Origin of the sequence: Leisingera sp. M658 (genome assembly GCF_025144145.1) — a bacterium.
GTDB lineage: Bacteria > Pseudomonadota > Alphaproteobacteria > Rhodobacterales > Rhodobacteraceae > Leisingera.
Genome location: NZ_CP083546.1, coordinates 3,408,300 through 3,427,286, shown reverse-complemented (window position 1 = coordinate 3,427,286; position 18,987 = coordinate 3,408,300). Strand labels below are relative to the sequence as shown.

The 18,987-nt window shown below is 59.2% G+C and carries 19 protein-coding genes and 1 pseudogene; 8 read left to right on the top strand and 12 right to left on the bottom strand.

Annotated features, from left to right (window positions below; genetic code table 11):
* Positions 1-18: 18 nt before the first annotated feature.
* The 7 genes and pseudogenes from K3724_RS16860 to K3724_RS16830 all read right to left on the bottom strand — a co-directional run bounded on the left by K3724_RS16860 (position 19) and on the right by K3724_RS16830 (position 6,072).
* On the bottom strand, positions 19-432 hold the full coding sequence (locus tag K3724_RS16860; RefSeq protein ID WP_311200187.1) for an enoyl-CoA hydratase-related protein: 414 nt from the start codon (positions 430-432) through the stop codon (positions 19-21).
* 14 nt (positions 433-446) lie between these two features.
* Positions 447-677: pseudogene (locus K3724_RS16855) on the bottom strand (transposase); the annotation flags it as partial.
* Positions 678-1,368: 691 nt separating this feature from the next.
* On the bottom strand, positions 1,369-1,917 hold the full coding sequence (locus K3724_RS16850; RefSeq protein WP_259987455.1) for a DUF3833 domain-containing protein: 549 nt from the start codon (positions 1,915-1,917) through the stop codon (positions 1,369-1,371).
* Positions 1,914-3,140 carry an MFS transporter gene (locus K3724_RS16845; RefSeq protein ID WP_259987453.1) on the bottom strand — a complete coding sequence of 409 codons (1,227 nt, stop codon included), beginning with the start codon at positions 3,138-3,140 and terminating at the stop codon, positions 1,914-1,916. The genes K3724_RS16850 and K3724_RS16845 overlap by 4 nt, the downstream gene beginning before the upstream one ends.
* 2 nt (positions 3,141-3,142) lie before the next feature.
* On the bottom strand, positions 3,143-3,634 hold the full coding sequence (locus K3724_RS16840; RefSeq protein WP_259987451.1) for a hypothetical protein: 492 nt from the start codon (positions 3,632-3,634) through the stop codon (positions 3,143-3,145).
* Positions 3,627-4,784 (bottom strand): cyclopropane-fatty-acyl-phospholipid synthase family protein, encoded by a 1,158-nt coding sequence (locus K3724_RS16835; protein WP_259987448.1) that lies wholly within the window; start codon positions 4,782-4,784, stop codon positions 3,627-3,629. Before K3724_RS16835 ends, K3724_RS16840 begins: the two co-directional genes overlap by 8 nt.
* Entirely contained in the window at positions 4,723-6,072 is a 1,350-nt protein-coding gene (locus K3724_RS16830) for an NAD(P)/FAD-dependent oxidoreductase (protein WP_259987446.1), read from the bottom strand. Before K3724_RS16830 ends, K3724_RS16835 begins: the two co-directional genes overlap by 62 nt.
* 119 nt (positions 6,073-6,191) lie before the next feature.
* On the opposite strand from K3724_RS16830, the gene K3724_RS16825 reads away from it, so the two are divergent.
* Both K3724_RS16825 and K3724_RS16820 read left to right on the top strand, forming a co-directional pair.
* Positions 6,192-6,962, top strand: coding sequence for a DUF1365 domain-containing protein (locus K3724_RS16825; RefSeq protein WP_259987444.1), 771 nt, complete (start codon positions 6,192-6,194; stop codon positions 6,960-6,962).
* Entirely contained in the window at positions 6,959-7,684 is a 726-nt protein-coding gene (locus K3724_RS16820; protein ID WP_259987442.1) for an SDR family oxidoreductase, read from the top strand. The genes K3724_RS16825 and K3724_RS16820 overlap by 4 nt, the downstream gene beginning before the upstream one ends.
* Before the next feature lie 8 nt (positions 7,685-7,692).
* On the opposite strand, the gene K3724_RS16815 is transcribed toward K3724_RS16820, so the two are convergent.
* The 5 genes from K3724_RS16815 to K3724_RS16795 all read right to left on the bottom strand — a co-directional run bounded on the left by K3724_RS16815 (position 7,693) and on the right by K3724_RS16795 (position 11,310).
* Positions 7,693-8,328 carry a ChrR family anti-sigma-E factor gene (locus tag K3724_RS16815; protein ID WP_259987440.1) on the bottom strand — a complete coding sequence of 212 codons (636 nt, stop codon included), beginning with the start codon at positions 8,326-8,328 and terminating at the stop codon, positions 7,693-7,695.
* Position 8,329: 1 nt separating this feature from the next.
* Positions 8,330-8,959, bottom strand: a complete 630-nt coding sequence (locus K3724_RS16810) for a sigma-70 family RNA polymerase sigma factor (RefSeq protein ID WP_409201423.1) — start codon at positions 8,957-8,959, stop codon at positions 8,330-8,332.
* Between the two features lie 567 nt (positions 8,960-9,526).
* On the bottom strand, positions 9,527-10,528 hold the full coding sequence (locus tag K3724_RS16805) for an alpha/beta hydrolase (protein WP_259987438.1): 1,002 nt from the start codon (positions 10,526-10,528) through the stop codon (positions 9,527-9,529).
* A gap of 18 nt (positions 10,529-10,546) precedes the next feature.
* Positions 10,547-10,969, bottom strand: coding sequence for a MoaF-related domain-containing protein (locus tag K3724_RS16800; RefSeq protein WP_259987436.1), 423 nt, complete (start codon positions 10,967-10,969; stop codon positions 10,547-10,549).
* A 50-nt stretch (positions 10,970-11,019) separates the two neighbouring features.
* Positions 11,020-11,310, bottom strand: coding sequence for an EF-hand domain-containing protein (locus tag K3724_RS16795; RefSeq protein WP_259987434.1), 291 nt, complete (start codon positions 11,308-11,310; stop codon positions 11,020-11,022).
* A 168-nt stretch (positions 11,311-11,478) separates the two neighbouring features.
* On the opposite strand from K3724_RS16795, the gene K3724_RS16790 reads away from it, so the two are divergent.
* The 6 genes from K3724_RS16790 (at position 11,479) to K3724_RS16765 (ending at position 18,982) form a co-directional block, all read left to right on the top strand.
* On the top strand, positions 11,479-12,318 hold the full coding sequence (locus K3724_RS16790; RefSeq protein WP_259987432.1) for a LysR family transcriptional regulator: 840 nt from the start codon (positions 11,479-11,481) through the stop codon (positions 12,316-12,318).
* 875 nt (positions 12,319-13,193) lie between these two features.
* The gene (locus K3724_RS16785; protein WP_259987431.1) at positions 13,194-13,943 is read left to right on the top strand and encodes an ABC transporter substrate-binding protein; all 750 of its coding nucleotides are present in this window, start codon (positions 13,194-13,196) and stop codon (positions 13,941-13,943) included.
* 64 nt (positions 13,944-14,007) lie between these two features.
* Positions 14,008-14,787, top strand: coding sequence for an ABC transporter substrate-binding protein (locus tag K3724_RS16780; RefSeq protein WP_259987429.1), 780 nt, complete (start codon positions 14,008-14,010; stop codon positions 14,785-14,787).
* A 43-nt stretch (positions 14,788-14,830) separates the two neighbouring features.
* A complete protein-coding gene (gene tauA, locus K3724_RS16775) occupies positions 14,831-15,847 on the top strand; it encodes a taurine ABC transporter substrate-binding protein (RefSeq protein WP_259987427.1) in 1,017 nt (338 codons plus the stop codon).
* A 43-nt stretch (positions 15,848-15,890) separates the two neighbouring features.
* Positions 15,891-18,590: a response regulator gene (locus tag K3724_RS16770; protein WP_259987425.1), complete on the top strand. Its 2,700-nt coding sequence runs from the start codon at positions 15,891-15,893 to the stop codon at positions 18,588-18,590.
* The gene (locus K3724_RS16765) at positions 18,587-18,982 is read left to right on the top strand and encodes a response regulator (protein WP_259987423.1); all 396 of its coding nucleotides are present in this window, start codon (positions 18,587-18,589) and stop codon (positions 18,980-18,982) included. Before K3724_RS16770 ends, K3724_RS16765 begins: the two co-directional genes overlap by 4 nt.
* The last annotated feature ends 5 nt before the right edge of the window (positions 18,983-18,987 follow it).

Below are 18,987 nucleotides of genomic sequence, written 5' to 3'. Positions count from 1 at the left end.
GACGTTTTGAGGTTCAGGTCATACATCGCGGAAATCTCCGCCCCGTCCTTTGCCGCTGGCAAAACGGGTCGCGCCTTCGACACCTTTCGTCACCTCGTCCTTGCTGCCACGCCATTCCTGTCGAAGCGCGTCACGCAAAGGCAACCCGTGTTGCGCCATTACAGAACGGCGATCCGCGCGCATGCAGCTTTGGGGAAAGCGGGCGATGTCCTGGGCCAGGGCTTCGGCTTTTGCGCGCGCACCGCCTTCGGGCACCACGTATTCACACAGGCCAATTCGCAGGGCCTCTTCCGCATCTACACGGCGGCCGGTGAGGATCAGGTCCATGGCGCGGCCTTCCCCAACCAGCCGCGGCAGGCGAACGGTACCTCCATCGATCAGCGGAATGCCCCAGCGGCGGCAGTAGACCCCCATGAAGGCGGTCTCTTCCATCACCCGGATATCGCACCAGAAAGCCGCCGTTTCCCGGCTTCCAGGAATTCTTTCGACCAACTGTAATACAGGCTTTCAGAGATGCCCTCGCGGCGGCTCAGCGCCGAAATGCTTTCCTCGCCACGCAGACCTGACAAAACAATGCGGATCTTCTCTTCCGCAGAATAGGTCTGGCGGGTTTTGCGGCGGATGTTTTTGACAAGCTTGTCAGCGCTGTCCTTCGATGTTCCGGGCTTCTTATTCATCTGCGCTCCTTGAAAGCTACGATGAACCAGAACCACTCTGGTGTTCAAATCCTCAAATCTGTCCCAAAGGTGCTGACGTCAGACACATTGTGCAGCAACGCAAAGGAACGCATTACGGTGGTGCCGGGACCTTCTGGCCGTTCGCTACATTTGCGAAAACAGCGCCTCCAATCTGTGAAGACAGGGGCCGCATGCTTCGGTTGAGTATTTATCGTGGCAGCCAGGCGAGGCTGCCAGGCTGGAAAGACTTGCATGAGGTTCTGCCCGCTCCGGCACAAGCAAAACACACTTCGGCAAACCTCTATTGATCCTGCTGGTCACTCATCATGATAGTAGCCAGTTTGATCCACAGATGGGAAAGGCACCATCCCGGCGCGGTGCATCAGGCTCCCCACCATCGGCTTGCACTTGCGGCAGCAGTGCTTCCCTTATGACTGAGAATAGCGAAAGAATTATTGTGTTCCGCCATCTGGCTGCAGAATGAATCCCTTCGCCCCTTGAGTTTTCCGGTCGCGCAGAGAATTTTGTACCCGCAATGGGCGTGTAGCGGTCAGTAACTGCTGAACAGGCGAAACGAACAACTTGGGGATTGGATGGTAATGTGTTACCCTGCTGGCTGATATGGACACAGCAACTAGGCTGAGATAGGCCTGCCGCCAAGTGGCTTAAGAGCCTTGCCCAAAAGTCCATCTCATTGCGCAGGCCGCATGTTGGCCACAAGCTCTGCTGCTTTCAGGCCGAACTTGCGCATCTCTGACTTGTTGAGGATGACGCCGCTTTCTGTGAGATACATCCAGTCGGTGGCCTGCAGCACATGGCCGCCGGCGCTTTCGGGCAGTTTGATCGTATAGTTCAGCTGCACTGTGGCACCGGAAACGACGCCCCTTGCTTCTCCAACCAGATCATCGGCGGTGGCGGTAAACGTGTTGTCCGGGCCAAGTGTCAGATACCATTTCCGGCTTTGTGTCACGCCATTGGAGTAGGTGAACTCTTCGGACAATGTGCCGGAGCTGCCTTCCCATTCCCCTACCATTATGGCGGTGAAACTGTTGGCCATCTTGCCATTGGGGCCAAAGATCAGCCCTTCGGAGAGGATCTCGCCGGACAGATGCTTGGTCAGGACAAACTCGGGCCCGGTTCCAGCATAGTCTTCCGGCGACTGGAACCGGAAGCTTAGCAGGTAGGTTTTGGCAATCATTGCAACAAGCGCGATCAGCAGCAGGGCAGTGAGCAGTTTCATGACGCGGGTTTCTCCGATGGAAGCGTGAAGGCAAAGGCAAAAGCAGCGGTTTTCAAAACGCAGGGCAGCACAGCGTAGGCCAGGGTCAGAGCACCCAGCGCCTGGGCAGTGTTCGGGCCTCCGGGGCGGAAGCCCTGCTGTTCCAGCAGCGGCAGCGCGAGTGCTGCAGCCAACGCCAGGGCCAGCTTGCCGGCAAAGGACCAGATGCCAAAGGCGGCGGCGGCGTTGAGGCCGGCCTTGGTGAGAGCAATGCTGAACATGGCAGGCAGCAGAACCATGTCAGCCCCCAGCGCAGCACCGGAGGCCGCGCAGATCAGCGCAAACCCCGGCAGGCTGCCCGCGCCGAGAAAAGCCGCACCGGCAAAGCTTGCGATTGCCAGCGGCATGGCAATCAGCAGGGTTTGCTTGGGGCTGGTCCGCTGGCTGAGGCGTGTCCACAGCGGCACGCTGAGGCCCGCGCAGAGGAAGAACAGCACCAGCAGCGCGCCTGCATATTCTGCAAGCTCAAGCCGGTCCCCGGCAAAGAAAAGGAACAAGGTGGAGGTCAGTGCAACCGGCAGGCTGTTTAGCACTGCCAGGGCCAGCAGCCTGACGGCCCCGGCGCTGGCCAGCGACCGCACGGACAGGTGCTGTCCGGTGCGTGCCGGGCGGGTCCAGATGGGGCGGGTCAGCACAGCGGTCAGCAGTGCAAACAGGCCAAGGGCCGTACCAAAGGCGCCATAGCCCTGGCCCGCGGCCCCAAGGGCGACTAGAGCCGCAGGTGCGATAGCTGCGAGAATGACACCTGCCAGCAATCCGGCTTCGCGAAAGGCTGCGAGGGTCAGCAGTTCGCGGGGCTCGGGGTGTTTGGCTAGCGTTGCGCTGCGGCCATAGAGCAGGATCATGCCCAGGCTATAGGCAGTGAACAGGACAATGAGGATCAGAACCAGCCGGACCGCGGCTTGCGGCCCCGGAGCCAGCGAGAACAGCAAGGGGAAACCGGCCGCCAGCCCTCCGGCCGCCAGCGTCGCAAGGCCGAGCTGGGCGCGGGGCCAGCGGTCGGCCATCCAGCCGATCAGCGGGTCCTGAACCAGATCAACCAGGCGGATACCCAGCAGGATAGCGCCAAGCGTACCCAACCCGATCCCCAGTTCCACCGACGCGAACTGCGGCAGGTGGATGTAAAGCGGAATGCCTGCCGAGGCGAGCATCATCGCATAAAGGCTGACGCGGGGGTAAAGCACTTTCACCCCAGGAGGCCGCGTGTGAAGCTGGCAGAACGGGAGTTTCCCCCCAGAAAGATCGACATGAAATGCCGTTTGATGCCCCGCTGCCGCAGACTGCAGGTCTTGCGGCCATTGTGCAGGAAGTCGACCTGGTCCGGCCCACGGCTGACGGCCAGGTAGCGGTCCCCGGGCGCAACGCTTTGGAAGCAGGTGGCAAGCTTGGCTTCCGGCGGCACCGGATTGTCCATGCGGCGCATCTCGCGCAGGGTCGCCCTTGTCAGATCGGCTTGGCTGATACGGCGCTGATAGGTCAGCTCGATCCCGAAATCCTGCGACCAGTCCAGCGGTGCCGCATCCCTGGTGAACAGCCTGGCCTGATAGACCGGCAGGCCCAGCAGGCGGAAGGTTGCGGTGGCGCGCTCCTTGACGCCCGGCAGGAGGGTTTGCAGCTGGCTGGCTGTCCCAGCTGCAGGCAGCGCCAAAAGGCACAGGAGGGCAAACGGTCTAAGCATGGGCCAGCTCCACCTGCACCACATTGGTGTGGCCAATGGCAAAAGACGCTGCGCAGATCTCAAGGTAGTACTGCCAGTTGCGGAAGAAGGCCTCGCCATAGCCCAAATCCTTGATGCGGCGCTTCTGATCCGCAAGGCGCTGTGCCCAGATGCGGCAGGTCTTTCCGTAGTCCTGACCGAAGGCAAAGCTGTCGCGGACCTGCAGCCCGGCCGTGCTTGCCTGATGTGCAATCACCTGATCGGACAGCAGCATGCCGCCCGGAAACACATACTGGCGGATGTAGTCCGAGGAACTGCGGTAGGTTTGGAAGAAATCATCGCGCACAGTGATGGCTTGCAGCAGCACCCGGCCGCCCTCTGCCAGATTGCTTTTGAGTTTGGCAAAATAGCTGGGCCAATACCGTTCGCCCACCGCTTCGACCATCTCGATCGAGACGATGTTTTCGAACTTGCCTTCGATGTCGCGGTAGTCGCACAACTGAATGTCGGCGTGCCCGTCCAGGCGGCTTTCCGCATAGCTGTGCTGGTTGCGTGAGATGGTGACCCCGGTCACCTCGCGGCCCTCGGCGCTGGCCTGTTCGGCAAAGCCACCCCAGCCGCAGCCAATCTCCAGTAACCGCTGCCCCTCGCCAAGCCGCGACAAAATACGGTCGTTCTTGCGGGCCTGCGCCTTGGCCAGGTCTTCGCAGCCCGGGCTGAACAGGCCGGAGGAATAGGTCATGCCATCGTCCAGCCAAAGCTGGTAGAACTCATTGCCCACATCGTAATGGGCGCGGATGTTTTTGCGGGCGCCGCGCTTGGAGTTTGCGCGCAGCAGAGCGTCGGCGATACGGAACTTTGCCCGGTTCAACGGGCTGGCCTGATCATAGCTGCCGAGGTGGTCGCGGTTTTGCATGGCGAGCCGCATCAGCCCTTCGACAGACGGAGTGTCCCATAGGCCCTGCACGTAGGCCTCACCCAGACCAACCTGGCCGTGCGCGGCCATGGCAGAAATCGCGGCCCAGTCATGAATCTGCATTTCCGCCTCAGGCCCCCGGTCGCCGAATTCATAGCGCGCGCCGTCCGGCGTGCCCAGCGTCAGCCGCCCTTCACGCAGACGCGCGCAGGCTGAGAGGAATTCTGACTGCAGGGCTTTGTCTGTGAATGCCATGTTCTGTTCCTTTTGCCTGGAATGCGGTGGGAGAATTCATCATGCGGACAATCCGCATGGCGCTGGCGATGCCGTCTTCGTGAAAACCGTGCCGGTTATAGGCACCGGCAAACCAGGTGCGGTTCTGCCCCTGCATTGCCCGGATCTGCCGCTGCGCCCGCAGCGCCGCGCGGTCAAAGACCGGGTGGGAAAACTCCACCTGGTCATAGATCTTGGCTGCCGGAATGGGGCGGGACGGATTCAGCGTCACAAAGAGCAGATCGCTGTCGGGAATGTTCTGCAGCCGGTTCATCCAGTAGGTCACCCCGACGCCACCGGCCTGGCTGCGGTAGGCCCAGCTGGACCAGCAGGTGCGCCGCCGGGGCATCTGCCCCTCATCGCAATGCAGCACTGCCGTGTTCGGCTGGTAGCGGATTGCGCCGAGTGCCGAAGCTTCGGCGGGGGTTGCGTCACTACCCAGAATGGCCAGCGCCTGATCCGAGTGGCAGGCAAAGATCACCTCGTCAAAGGCGCATGGTTCTTGCCGATCCATGTGCAGCGTAACGCCCTCGCCGTGGCGGGCAGCTTTGCGGACGGGCGTGCCGGTCCGGATCCGGCACCCGCGGGCAATCAGCGCGGCCTCCAGGCGGCGGACATATTCGATGCTGCCGCCTTTGACCGTCCACCACTGGTGCTTGCCGGTGCCGACCAGCAGCGCGTGGTTGCGGAAGAACTGCACCAGCGATTTTGCCGGAAAGGCATCCACATCGTTGACTGGCGTGGACCAGATCGCCCCGCACATCGGCATCAGGTAGTTGTTGCGGAACCAGCTGCCCAGACCCAGTTCCTCGACCAGTTCGCCAATGGTCTTTTCGTCGTCTGTTGCCGCCGCCTCTGCCCGTTTTCCGAAGCGGATGATATCAGCGACCATTCCATGGAATTGCGGCCGGAACAGATTGCGTTTCTGCGCAGTGAGCATACGAAGGTTGTTCAGCCCGTACTCCAGCCGTCCGTCGTCGATGCTGGCGCAAAAGCTCATCTCGCTTTTCATTACTGGCACGTCCAGCTCGCGGAACAGCCGGGTGAGATAGGGATAGGTTGCATAGTTGAAGACGATAAAGCCGGTGTCGACAGGCTGGTCCCCATTCCTGCCCGCGAGAACGGTGCGGGCATGGCCGCCAAGACGGGGGGCAGCCTCAAACAGGGTAACGTCATGTTTGGCAGACAAGTAGTAGGCTGCGGACAGGCCGGAGATGCCGCCTCCGACAATCGCGATCTTGCGCCGCGGGCCCTGCGTCTGATCCAGCATAGGCAGCTTTCCTTCCTGTTGTTTGAAGCTGTTACGCGCCGCACCGGGGGACGGATCACTGCGGAAGGAAAATTTTCGCGTGACGTGATCCGAAGCGGCTACGCGCGCGTAAGATCTGTATGATTGAGCATGTGCCTGCCCAGACCTTCCACGCCCGCAGGGGCGGTTTGAAAAACGCCTTCCGCTACGGTGTGGACTATATTCTGACCGATATGACCAAGGGCGCTCCGCCCTTGCTGTCGCGCAACCGGTTCAATCTGTTCTCCATTCATGACCGCCATCACGGCGGCCCGCGTGGTGCAGGCAGCGGTGTTGCCTGGTTTCGTGATCAATTGCAGCAGCGCGGCTTTCCAATTGAAGGTGCACAACTGCTGCTGCTGACCCAGCCGAGCTTTCTGTGGTTTCATTTCAACCCGGTAAGCTTCTGGATCGCTGTCAGGGACGGAACACCAAGAGCCTTCATCGCCGAGGTGAACAATACCTTCGGCCACCGCCATTGCTACTTTGCAGCGCACCCGGACTACCGGCCAATCCGCCAGGACGAGGTGATCGGCGCTGAAAAGCTGATGCATGTGTCCCCGTTTCAGCAGGTTGCCGGCAGCTACCAGTTTCATTTCGGGATGACGGACCGTGCCTTTAACATCCGGATTTCCTACAGGAACGGTGCCCAGGGCGTGCTGGCAACGCTGAACGGTTTGCGCCGCCCGGCCTCAACGGCCTCACTGGCCGGAGCCGCCCTGCGCAGGCCCTTGGGGGCGGTGCGGGTGGTGGCGCTGATCTACTGGCAGGCGTTGAAGCTTTGGGCCAAACGGGCGCCGTTCCTGAGAAAACCCGCTCCGCCTGAACCGCTCGTGTCCGACAGCTCCACCTATTCTGGTCGCGGGGCATGAACAGCTTTCATGGTAAGGCTGTCTGGCTGGTGGGCGCAAGCCACGGGCTAGGGCGCGAGATCGCGCGGCAGCTGGACCGGGAGGGTGCCCGGCTGATCCTGTCAGCCCGATCTGGCAACGCGCTGGAGGTTCTGGCCGGCGAGCTGACCCAGGCAAAGCCGCTGCGAATGGATGTCACGGATGTGGAGTCAGTCACCCGTGCAGCGCGGCTTGCGGGAACCGTGGATGCGGTCATCTACAATGCAGGTGCCTATGAGCCGATGCGCACCCAGGACTGGGACACCGGGGCCGTCCTGAGGATGAATGACGTGAACTACAATGGTGCTGTCAGGGTTCTGGGACAGGTGCTGCCAGAGTTCGTCAAAGCAGACCGTGGCGAAATCACCTTGATCGGATCGCTGGCCGGGTACCGCGGCCTGCCCGCCGCCATTGGTTATGGCGCAAGCAAGGCCGCGCTGACCAGCCTGGCTGAAACCATGCGGCATGACCTGAAAGGGTCCGGCGTAACGGTCCGCATTATCAACCCGGGATTTATCAAAACCCGGCTGACGGACAAGAACAGCTTTGCCATGCCGCAGATGATGTCTCCGGAGCGGGCAGCGCAGCGTGTTGTGGCGGCGTTGAAATCGAGCCGCTTCCGGACCGATTTTCCACGCCCGTTTTCCTGGATGATCAAGCTGTTGCACATGCTGCCCGACGGGTTGGTTTACCGCGGCAGGTAAGGCCGGCTTCAAATCCTGAACAGCGGCTGCAGCAGGCGCGGCATAAACGCGTTGAACCGGAGAGGTGCATCAGTGGCCGCCAGGCATATGCAGGGATCGCCGGCATCCGCCACAGGCGTATGCTCCAAATCTTCATTGCCGATCTCGACATCGCCGACGCCAAACCGGCCCGTCTTGTCGCTGAAACTGCCTTGCAGCACCAGAGTCAGCTCCAGGCCATTGTGACTGTGATCGGGCACCGCCTGACCCGCCGGAATATACAGCAGCCGGGCCGTACCGCCGTCGCCCTCGTACAGGATGTTCTGCTTGACACCCATGCCCAGGGTCCGCCAGCGCGGCGCGCCGCCCTTCAGGACCTGCATCACCGGACCCGGGTAAATCCCCTTGGCGTCAAAAACAGGCTCCGGCATCGCGGGCTCATCCAGCATCGCCATAACGCTGGCCTTCATTCCGGGCGAGAGCTCTTCGCTTTGCGCTGTTTCCAGCAGGGCACCGCCGCCGCTTTGATGGGCGCCAAGCGCGGCCTGGCAGTCGCGGCAATAGGACAGGTGGCTGGCCACCACCATGGCAAAGGCATGTGGCAGGCTGCCCGCAGCGTAGGCGGCGATCATCGCGTCGGGGATATGATGGGTGATTGCAGGCATTTCAGCGCAATCCTTTTAGTTCTTTGCGCAGACGCCCCAATCCAAGGCGGATGCGCGACTTTACTGTACCAAGCGGCAGGCCGGTCTGGCTGCTGATTTCCTGATGGGTCAGTTCGCCGATATAGGCCTTTTCGATCATCTCTTTCTGATCCGGCTGCAACTGCTGGATCGCCAGCTTCAGCTGTTCGGCTTCCTGCTCCAGCCCCAGGATCTGGCTGGCGTCCGGCTCCAGTCCGGGATCCGCGCTCAGCTCATCAGGAACCGGGCGGTGCTCCTTCCGGACAATGTCGATATGGCGGTTGCGGGCAATCTGATAAATCCAAGCCGAGGCCTGTGCCTTATGCGGATCGAACTGTGATGCCTTGCGCCAGATGGTTAGCATGACATCCTGCACGATTTCCTCAGCCAGCGCAGAGCTCGCCCCGGTGCGCATGACAAACCCTTTCAGCCTCGGAGCCAGATGGTCGAACATCTCGCCGAAAGCCTCTCGGTCCCGCTGATCGCGTACCGCAAGCAGCCAGATGGTCAGCTGAGAAAAGGCTTTGCCGTTTGACAATGCTGCTGTGCCCCTTGGGGATACCACCTGCAGAATTTTTCTGCCGGGAAGTCTGTCCAGAATTACTGTCACCATAAATCGGATACGGTTCATTTAGAAACTTGGATCATACCCGGCTGCAGAATTAGTTCCGTGACCGTCAGCAGCAAGCCTATCGGGGCCGGTCAGGTTTCGAAAGTCAGATTGGCTGACGGTCTGAACACAAGAGCCTCCTCAAGGAACTGTACATTTGACGACCGGCCCTTTCCGGACCTTCGCCCTAGCTTCACGTTGCTGCAGGCGCAGCCCGCTTTCCGGTCATTCGCCGCGTGAGCAAAATCTGGAGATGATCAAACTCACAGTCTGCGGGACCTTGCAGCCATTCGCTGCAGGCGCAGCATGGGCACCGCTCCGCGTTCGCTGTGCGCAGGAAGCGCCCTTTGCAAACGCGGCCGTTTGGCGCAACCAGCCGAGGTTTTGTGCTGCGGCGCAGCCCGCCGTTTCTGCCGTTCGCTGCGACCGCGAGGTTCTGGAGCCGGTGAACTCACACAGTGCCGCACAAAGCGCCAATTCGCGGCGGCTAGATTGTGCCGGGCGGAACGCGTTTCTTGGTGTGAAGCGCATCAAAGCCCGGTTTTGTTCGCCTTTCTCAATAGTGCCGGTTCATTGCCCTTTCTTGAAGTGCGCAGCAAGCGGGGTCAGGGCGGCATCTATGACCAGCGGGTCTTCATAGAATTGCAGCTGGTTTGCGCCTTTGATCCAATGAAGCGCCTTGTCTGCCGCTGGAATCGTATCGAACAGCTGACGGGGGATCATGGGACCTGATGCAGCCTTGTCGCCATGCACCATCAGTACAGGCGTTTGAAGCCTGGTAACCGTTTCATTGATCTTCCAGCCCCAGATGACTTCTTCGCTCATCGCGGTGATGCGGTTCTCCCACCCGCCCCGATAGGCAAACCAAGGGGCGCGGTTGTCCCAAGGCGCGTACCACTGCGCTATGAGTTCAGCGGTCAGCAAGGCCTCGTCCGATCCGATGATCGGAATATAGCGGATCTCGCCGCTTTTTTCGTAGACAGCCCGCGCTTCGGCGGCACGCTCCATACGTGCAGCAATCGCTTGGTCGTCCCCCAAATAGAGTGTTGCCGTGGCGGGGGTCAGATAGTGGCCGGCCACGATCCCAAGCGCTGACACGCGGCGGTCACGAACCGCGGCTTCTATCGCCCAGTTCACCCCCTGGCAGATGCCCAAAACACCAAGCTTGTCCTGTGCCACGCCGTCCTGCGCGGACAGGAATGTCAGGGCGGCGCCGATATCTTCTATCTTTGCCTCGCCGGATTCAAAGCGGCGCGGCTCACCCGAGCTGGCACCATGATAGCGCGGATCAAAAATCAGCACGGCCAGCCCCTGGCGGGCCAAGCGCGTGGCGTATTGCACCGGTGACTGCTCTTTCACAAAGGCCACCGGGCCAACCACCGCCACAGCTGGAAAAGGTCCCTCGCCGGGAGGCATGAAGAGCTTCCCGGCCAGTGTCTCGGCACTGCTGGGAAAGGTCACATCGCGGACCTCATACATCGGTGAAGCGGTCGTTTGCGCCGCAGCAGGAAGACTTGCGGCAACTGCCGAGCCCGTTATCAGCCCGGCAAACATTCTGCGGGTTACATCCATTTTCAGTCTTCCTTCGGGTCATTGAGACACGTCTTCGATCACAGTCTCACTGTGAAAGCGCGTTCCATCATTTGTGATGTAATTGACAAACAGCCGGTTGCGCTGAATGTCGAAGACATCCACCACGTTTCCATCGGCCTCGGTGAAGGCAATCACAAAGACGCCTGGGCGTAAATCGGTATGCACGATCTCTTCCTCACCCGAAGTGCCTGCAGTGCCATCCGGAGCCTCAACGCGGGTCCATCGAATGCGGTCCGGGGCGATAAAGTCCATGCGGATGCGATACCCGGACACCGCGTATTCATAGCTTTTCCCGGTTACGTCGTTGATTGAGCTGAGTTCTGCGGTCCAGCTTGTGTCCTGGTCTGCGGCATTAGCAGGATCTGAGGCTGCCACAGCGGCAACAAGCAGCGCAGCGGAAACGAGTGCGGGTTTGAACATGGTCGATCCTTAGAGATTGATTGGGGCGGGAGTTTCGCCAGTTTTCTGGCTCAGGACTTTTTGGTGTTTTTAGCTTTGACCTTGCCTGTGGCTCCGCCCTGGCTTTCGCTCTGGTCAACAACGCCGTCACCATTGGTGTCGGCGGCATCGAAAATACCTCTGTGGCGGTCGAGGAAGGCCTGCGTGCGCGCAATACCCGCGGCGTGGCTGTCCACGAATTCCTCGAAGGTGACAACGCCGTCGCCATTCAGGTCCTGGGTTTCGGTCGAGACATCGGCATATGCGGCACTGGCACCAAAAGCCAAGGTGCCGGCAGCAACGATCAAAAGGGCTTTTTTCATGGGATCTTCCTCATCAGGGGTAACTTCGATGAAGGTTAAATGCGCTTGGATTGACATAATCGAAATGACGGCATTAGCATAACCATCATGCAGAAAATGGATACAGATCTGGCCTCGATGGATTTTCGCGTTCTGCGGTTCCTAAGGCTTTTGTTGCAAACCGGCAGCGTGACGCGCTCGGCGGAACTGCTTGAAATCAGCCAGCCGGCCGCCAGCCGCATTCTTGCGCGTATTCGCGATCTGACTGGCGATCCGCTGCTGATCCGAACCCAGGCAGGGTATCAGCTGACGGATCACGCGTTGTCCCTGCAAGGGCCGGTGCTTGATGCCATCAATTCAATCGAGGCTGTTTTTCAGCCGCCGCATTTCAGCCCGGAAAACTCCCGCCACTGTTTTCGGATTGCAGCCACCGACTATGCAGCAGCCTGTGTGATCGGGCCGCTTATGGACCGGCTGGCAAAAACCGCGCCGCATATCCAGGCCAATGTAACGCCCTTGGTGCCGAACAGTTTTTCAATGATATTGGAAGGTGAAATCGATTTCGTCTTCTATGCTGGGCTGAGAGTGAAGGGCGATCTGATCGTCAAGAAGCTGTTCACAGACAGCTATGTTCTGCTCATGCGCAAAGGTCATCCTTTGCTTGAGCTGGCAAACCGGAAAGGCTTCCTTGATCCACCGGATATCGCACCTTACCGGCAGATCGAGTTCAGTTACCCGACTGTAGACCGTCTGCGCGCCGACACCGTCATGCGCATCGAACGCGATGAGGCGCCAGCGATGCTTTCCGTGCCTTTCTTCACCGCTATGCCGTTTCATGTGGCAAACAGCGATGCCGTCGCAGCCGTTCCATCGCGATTGGGTGAGCAACTCTCGGCTTTCTCCAGCGTCGTCTCTGTACCGTTCAGATCGGGAGCGCAGTTTCCATATTACCTGCTTTGGCACGAGCGCGGGCAATTCAATCCGGCGATGCGCTGGTTCGTTGACGAAGTCGCCCGGACGGTTGCCTGAAAGTTCTGCAGCGTCAGTTATAATTGCGTTCTGCCGCAAGAACATCCCGGTGGTTTTGCGCAAAAAAATGTAGCGGCGATGACCGCTGACCTGGACGGGCCTTATACGGGCGCAGTGCGTAAGACTGCGATTGGGGCTTCGTTTTGCACTTTGCAAAGGGCGCTGCCTTTGCTTCGGTGCCTCAGGTGCTGCCCGCAGCATGGGACGTGGTGAGCTAGGGCGAATGGATGGCAGCTCTCGGCGGGAGGGCCGGGGTATTTCGCACGGGCAACAACTGCGGCGGTCGCCGCATCTCTATGTCCGCTCCGGGCTGGGGGCTCGGGATTGTCCGCGATGACCGCCTCCAGGCGGGCCTTCTCTCCCTCCAGATCAGACATCTTGTCCTTCATTGATGTCGTGTACTTGCCGTCCTCGATTGCGGTCAGGATGTTGGCGATCCGGCTTTACACCTTCTTGAGGGAGTGTTCGGCTTTCTGACGGTCATGGCATGCGCCCGCTGCGGCATCGTTGAACGCGTTGCGGTATTCCTCCGCGAACCGGTACGCCTGCAGCATGTTTTCCAGGCAGATCAGAGGGTGATGAAAAATCAAGCGCCGGCATGGTCGATTGCCCCGAGTGTTCCGCCGCTCCATGATCCCAAGGTCGCGTACCAATTCTGCACTACTCGACCTGCGTGCCATTCGGTTGTAGCATTCCGCACAGCGATCCGGAGGACGCCTGTCGCACGGGTAGCGTTCGGCCGCGTGGGGATGACGGCGGACACATGCTCAGACGGGTTCGATGCGGGTTTGGGGAGTGGTGCTGTCGCCGGATAGGCGCCAATTGCCGACGGCGCAACCTGGCAGCTGGACTACCGAAACGGAGTGGAGGAAAGGATGCGCAGGCTTAGAATTGCCGCGACAATCGTGGCCATAGGAATAGCTTTTCCTGTACTTGCCTTTGCCGAGACGATTTTCGTGGCAGTGGAGGACAAGGACTACACACCCTACTACGTCTGGATCGATGGGCAACCCAAAGGGCCGTGCGTCGAAATCGCCGCCGGCGCGATCAGGCACATGGGTGCGGAAGTGGAATTCGTCCGGATGCCGTGGACCCGCGTGCTCAAATTCGTCAAGACCCAGCGAGTAGACGCCGGCCTTTGCGGCACTAAAACCGACGAGCGTGAGGACTTCAGCCATTATCCGGACGAGCCGTTGCTGAATTATGATGCAACGCTTTTCGTGCGCATGGATTCCGGCCTGACTATTTCCGACCCCGAGGCGCTCACCGGAAAAACCTTCGCGCTTGTCAAAGGTTATAGCTACGGAGGCATCGACGATGGCCTTGAAAGGGCCGGCATGACGCGCGTCGAAGCCACAGGACGAGAAAGCATGATCAAGCTCCTGACGCTTGGGCGGGTCGAAACGGTTCTGGATACGACCCTACCATTTCTTGCCGATGCCAGGCGCTTGGGCATCGAAGACCAGGTTCGGCCGCTCTTACCAAGCCTCGCCGAAACACCCGGATATCTTTTTTTCAGTCGGAAACCAGGGCACGAGGCACTTTCAAATCGGTTTTCGGAAGCCCTGACCGAGTTCAAGACGACACCAAAATACCTTGCTATCAAGCAGCGATATGGGCTGTAATGACGTAAGGTAATGGGTGCGTCATTGGGTCTGCAATTGCCGCAATGATTTGGGGGGATTTTTTATGTTGATTGCAATGCCTCGGATAATTCGTGCGGTGGCGGTGCTCTTTGCCCTCTCATGCGCGCCGCCAGTTCTGGCGCAGGATCAGATTGCCCGCATCTCGACACTGGATTGGCCGCCTTACACAGGCAGCGATCTGCCCAGCGGCGGAGCGACGACAGAAGTTGTGCGCGTGGCTTTTGAAAAGGCAGGGTTCAATATAGACGTCGCCTATCGCCCATGGAAACGCGCGATCGACATGGCAAAGGACGGCAAGGATGGGGTCATTGCTTACTTTCCTGGGTATCATTGCCGCCACCAGAAAGGTTTCATCGCGTCCGATCCGATTGGCAATGGCCCTTTGGGATTTGCCGAACATGCGGGTGCGCCGATTTCGTGGGACACCCTAGATTCTATCGGCGAACAGCAGCTGAAGATCGGAACGGTCCTCGGCTACGCGAATACCGACGAATTCGACCAGAAAGTGGGAACAGGCTGGATTCTGGCTGTCCCGTCAAACGATGATCTCACGAACCTGAAAAAACTGGTGCGCAAGCGCATTGATGCCGCTGTCATAGACAAGTTCGTGCTGGAATACCTGAAAGCGACGGAGCCAAGCCTGAATTCAAACCGGAAAGACCTGCAATTCAACGCCACCCCACTGGAAGACAAGACGCTGTATTTGTGTTTCCGCGACGATGGGGACGGCCGTGCGATGCTTGAAAAATTCAATGCGGGACTTGCCCAGGTCAATGCTGACGAGATCGCAGAGAATTACTTCGCGACAGCGTTTTCGCAATGACGACGGCAGCTCCGCACCGGGACAGTGACTTTGCGGGCGTGACATGAAAGCCGTCCGGTTAGTGATATTGGCCCTTTTTTGCTCCGTCCTGTTCAGCGGGCGCGGGGCGAGTGCGCTGGACGATGTCACGATCGGCTACCAGCTGATGTACAATCCTTGGAAGACGGCGATCGTGAGCGGCGAAATCGAGCAGGCTGTTGGCCAGCCCGTGACTTGGTGCAAGTTCGAATCCGGCGCAAAGGTCATCAATTCGATGATCTTGGGCAAGGTTCAGATCGCGCAATCCGGGTCGAGTCCGATCGCCGCCGGTATTAGCCGGGGCTTGGACATAGAGGTGGTCTGGATTCTGGAAGATATAGCCGCGGCCGAGGCGCTGGTTGTTCGGGACGGAGCCGGCATAATCGCGCCGCGGGATCTGGCGGGCAAAACTATCGGTGTGCCTTTCGCCTCGACCACACATTTCCACTTTCTCTTTGCTCTCGAGCAATTCGGCATTGCGCAGAAGGATGTCGTCATTCGTAACATGCAGCCGCAGGAGATTACGGAGGCGTGGCAACTTGGCGAGATCGACGCCGCCTTTATCTGGGATCCGGCATTGAGCGAAATCAAGAAGTCCGGGAAAGTGCTGATTACCTCTGGCGTTCTGTCGAGCTGGGGGAAGGCCACGTTCGATGCTATGGTCGTCGACAGGACATTCGCTGCCCAGAACCCAAACTTCATGTGTAATTTGATCAAGACCGTTGCGGCTGCGGATGCAGATTACAATGCCAATCCTTCGGCCTGGACTTCGGGATCGGATCAGGTCGCCGCGATCGTCAGCTTGGCTGGAGGTGATCCTGAAAACGTGCCCGTGGTTCTGGACCTCTACGATTTTCCGACGCTCAGGGAACAAGCTTCAGCGCGCTGGCTTGGTGGCGGCACCGAGGGAAGGGTCGCCCAGGCGCTAAGCTTCACCGCCGAATTCCTGCGGGAACAAGGCAAAATTCGCAATGTAGTCGACGATTTCGCCCGGCACGTAAATCCCCGTTATGTCGAGATGGTTCTCGAGGGTGCGTGTTGACGGACCAAAGCAAACCTAGCTTGTTGCGTACAGAGTGTCTTTGATGGATCAAAAGCCGAGGAAATTTTATTTTAGGTCGCTTCGAGCAAAATTCCTGGCGGTAGTGACGCCGCTGGTTCTTATTTCGACCATTTTTGTTTTTGGGCTTTTTGAATTCAATGCGCAGCGCGAAGCCGAAGACCGGCTCAATGACAAGCTCGAAAAACTGGTCGCGATCCAAAGTGCCGTGGTTGCGGAATCGATGTGGAACGTTGCCGACGAGCAAATCAAGCTTATCCTTAAAGCCCTTGCCATTGATCCGGATATCTCGGGTGCAGCGGTCTATGATGATCAGGACATATTGGTTGCTTGGACTGGAAAGGTAGAAGGTCTCGAACAGGAGCAGTTCTTTGCAGAAAAGGAAATCGTCTATGTGTATGATGATAGTAGAGAGGTCATTGGGCGCCTGGCCATCGCGCTGACCGACGCCCAGATTCTCGCCGCTGCCCGGCAGAGGCTGACGACAGCCGGAATCTTGGGAGCGCTTCTTCTCGGAGCCATCATTTTCAGCACCCTGATCGCGAACCGACGCACAATCGGCATCCCGCTCGAACGGCTCTTGAGTTCGATCAACAGCGCGCGCGGCGGGGGAGAGCGCGTTCCGGTGGACTGGATCAGCCGTGACGAGATCGGCGTCGTCGTCGCGGCATTCAACGAAATGCAGAAACGCCAGCAGGCGGACGAGGCGGCGCTCCGCAAGGCTCGCGACGAATTGGAACAGCGTGTCGAGGAGCGGACCCGTGAACTGGCCGAAGCAACCCTTGCAGCAAAACGAGCCCAAATGCAGCTTTCTCACGCCATCGAAAGCATCTCCGACGGGTTTTCTTTGTACGGCCCTGATGATCGCCTGATCGTTTGCAACCGCCGGTATCGTGAGCTCCTCTATCACGGAATCGAAGACATCGTGGTCGCTGGTGCCTCGTTCGATGAAATCATCCATAGCGCAGCTGAAAAAGGTCTTATCAAGGATGCGCTCGACGCACCGGAGGACTGGATCGCGGAGCGCATCGCGCAGCACAGGAACCCGGGTGACACGCATCTCCAGGAGCGTGCGGACGGCCGCTGGATTCGCGTCAGCGAGCGGAAAACCGACGACGACAGCACCGTTGCCGTATACACCGACATAACCGAACTCAAAGAACGCGAACAGGAAGCCGAAGAAGCGAACCGCGCGAAAAGCCAGTTCCTTGCCAATATGAGCCACGAGTTGCGGACTCCGCTCAATGCGGTGATCGGTATTACCGAAATGCTTATGGAAGATGCCGAGGAATTCGGACAGGAAGATTTCATTGAGCCGCTGGAACGTATCTCGCGCGCCGGAAAGCACCTGCTGAACCTGATAAACGAAATTCTAGACCTATCGAAGATTGAGGCTGGCAAGTTCGAGATGCATATCGAGAGCTTCGACTTGCCGAGCCTGATCCACGATGCGACAACAACTGTGCGTCCGATGGCAGAAAAGAACGGCAATGAGCTGACCGTTGATTGCCCGGATGATCTCGGGGCGATCTCGGCCGACCAGACACGGATGCGTCAGATCATTCTCAATCTGCTGAGCAATGCCTGCAAGTTTACTGAAAAGGGGCAGGTCGTGCTGATGGCCCGGGAAGTGCCGGACGATCTCGGATCGGCGGTTTCGATTGCGATTACAGATACGGGCATCGGGCTGAGTGCAGAACAGATTGACCGGTTGTTTGAAGAATTCAGCCAAGCCGACAGCTCGACCACACGCCGCTTCGGCGGCACGGGCCTGGGCCTGGCAATCAGCAGGCGCCTGGCGCGGATGATGGGCGGCGACATCGAAGTGCAAAGCGCGCTTGGCGAGGGTGCGACGTTCACCTTTCGCCTGCCGCGCATTGCGATTGCCAGTTCGGGTGAAGACGACGCTTCGCCCCTACCAGAACGCCCGCCGGCGCTGCCGATCAATTCAGCTCGGCGTGATAACCCTCGAATCCTGGTGGTCGATGATGACAGGGCATCCCGTGAACTGATGCGCGTCATGTTGGCGAAACAGGGCTACGATGTCGTGACCGCCGTCGATGGCAGGGAAGGACTAGAGCTTGCGCGCAGAATGAAGCCTTCTGCAATCACACTCGATGTCGTGATGCCGGAGTTGGATGGCTGGGAGTTTCTCAAGGAGATCAAGTCAGACACGGAGACCGCCGCAATTCCCGTCATCATGGCAACCATGACCGAAGAGCCCGATCGCGGTTTTGCTCTGGGCGCATCGGAATACATGACGAAGCCGATTGACCGGGAGAAGATGAAGGCATTGCTTTCAAAATACCATCCGCAGGACCGGACGCCTGAGGTCCTGGTGGTCGAGGATGATCCCGATGTGCGCGATGTGTTGCGAGGCATCTTCTCCAAGAGTGGTTGGGACGTCACAGAGGCGGAGAACGGCAATGTCGGGATCGAGCGTCTGGATGGATGTCAGCCCGACCTGATAATGCTTGACCTGCTGATGCCGGAGATGGATGGCTTCCAGTTTCTTGAAGCGCTTCGCCAGCGCCACGAATACGGCAGGGTCACGATCGTCGTTCTTACGGCGGCGAACTTAACGCCGGAAGATCATCGGCGGCTAAATGGCGGCGTCACGCAGATCGTGCAGAAGACAGATACTGGGCGGAGCGAGCTCCTGGCCACGATCCGCGAGATCATTGCAGAGAACACCCCCCAACCTTCGCAGGAGGCCGTGGGATGATCCGGGTGCTTTACATTGAAGACAACGAAGACAACATTTTCCTGTTCACACGCCGGCTGGGCAAACGAGGTTTCGAGATCCTGATCGCCCGCGACGGCGCGGCCGGTCTGGCGGTGGCGGGCACGAGCAACCCGTCGGTCATTCTGATGGATCTCGATCTTCCCATTGTCGATGGTTGGGAAGCCACCCGCCGGCTGAAGGCATCTGCAGCGACCCGCAATATTCCGGTGATCGCTGTGTCGTCCTATGCGATGCCCGAGGATTGCAGGCGCGCAATCGAGGCCGGATGTTCGGATTTCTTTTCGAAGCCGGTCGATATGAAGGCGCTTTGCAGCCGGATCGAAGCTCTTGCAGAGCATGGCCGGCAACCGGGGCCGGGTGAGGAGCATTGACCGCA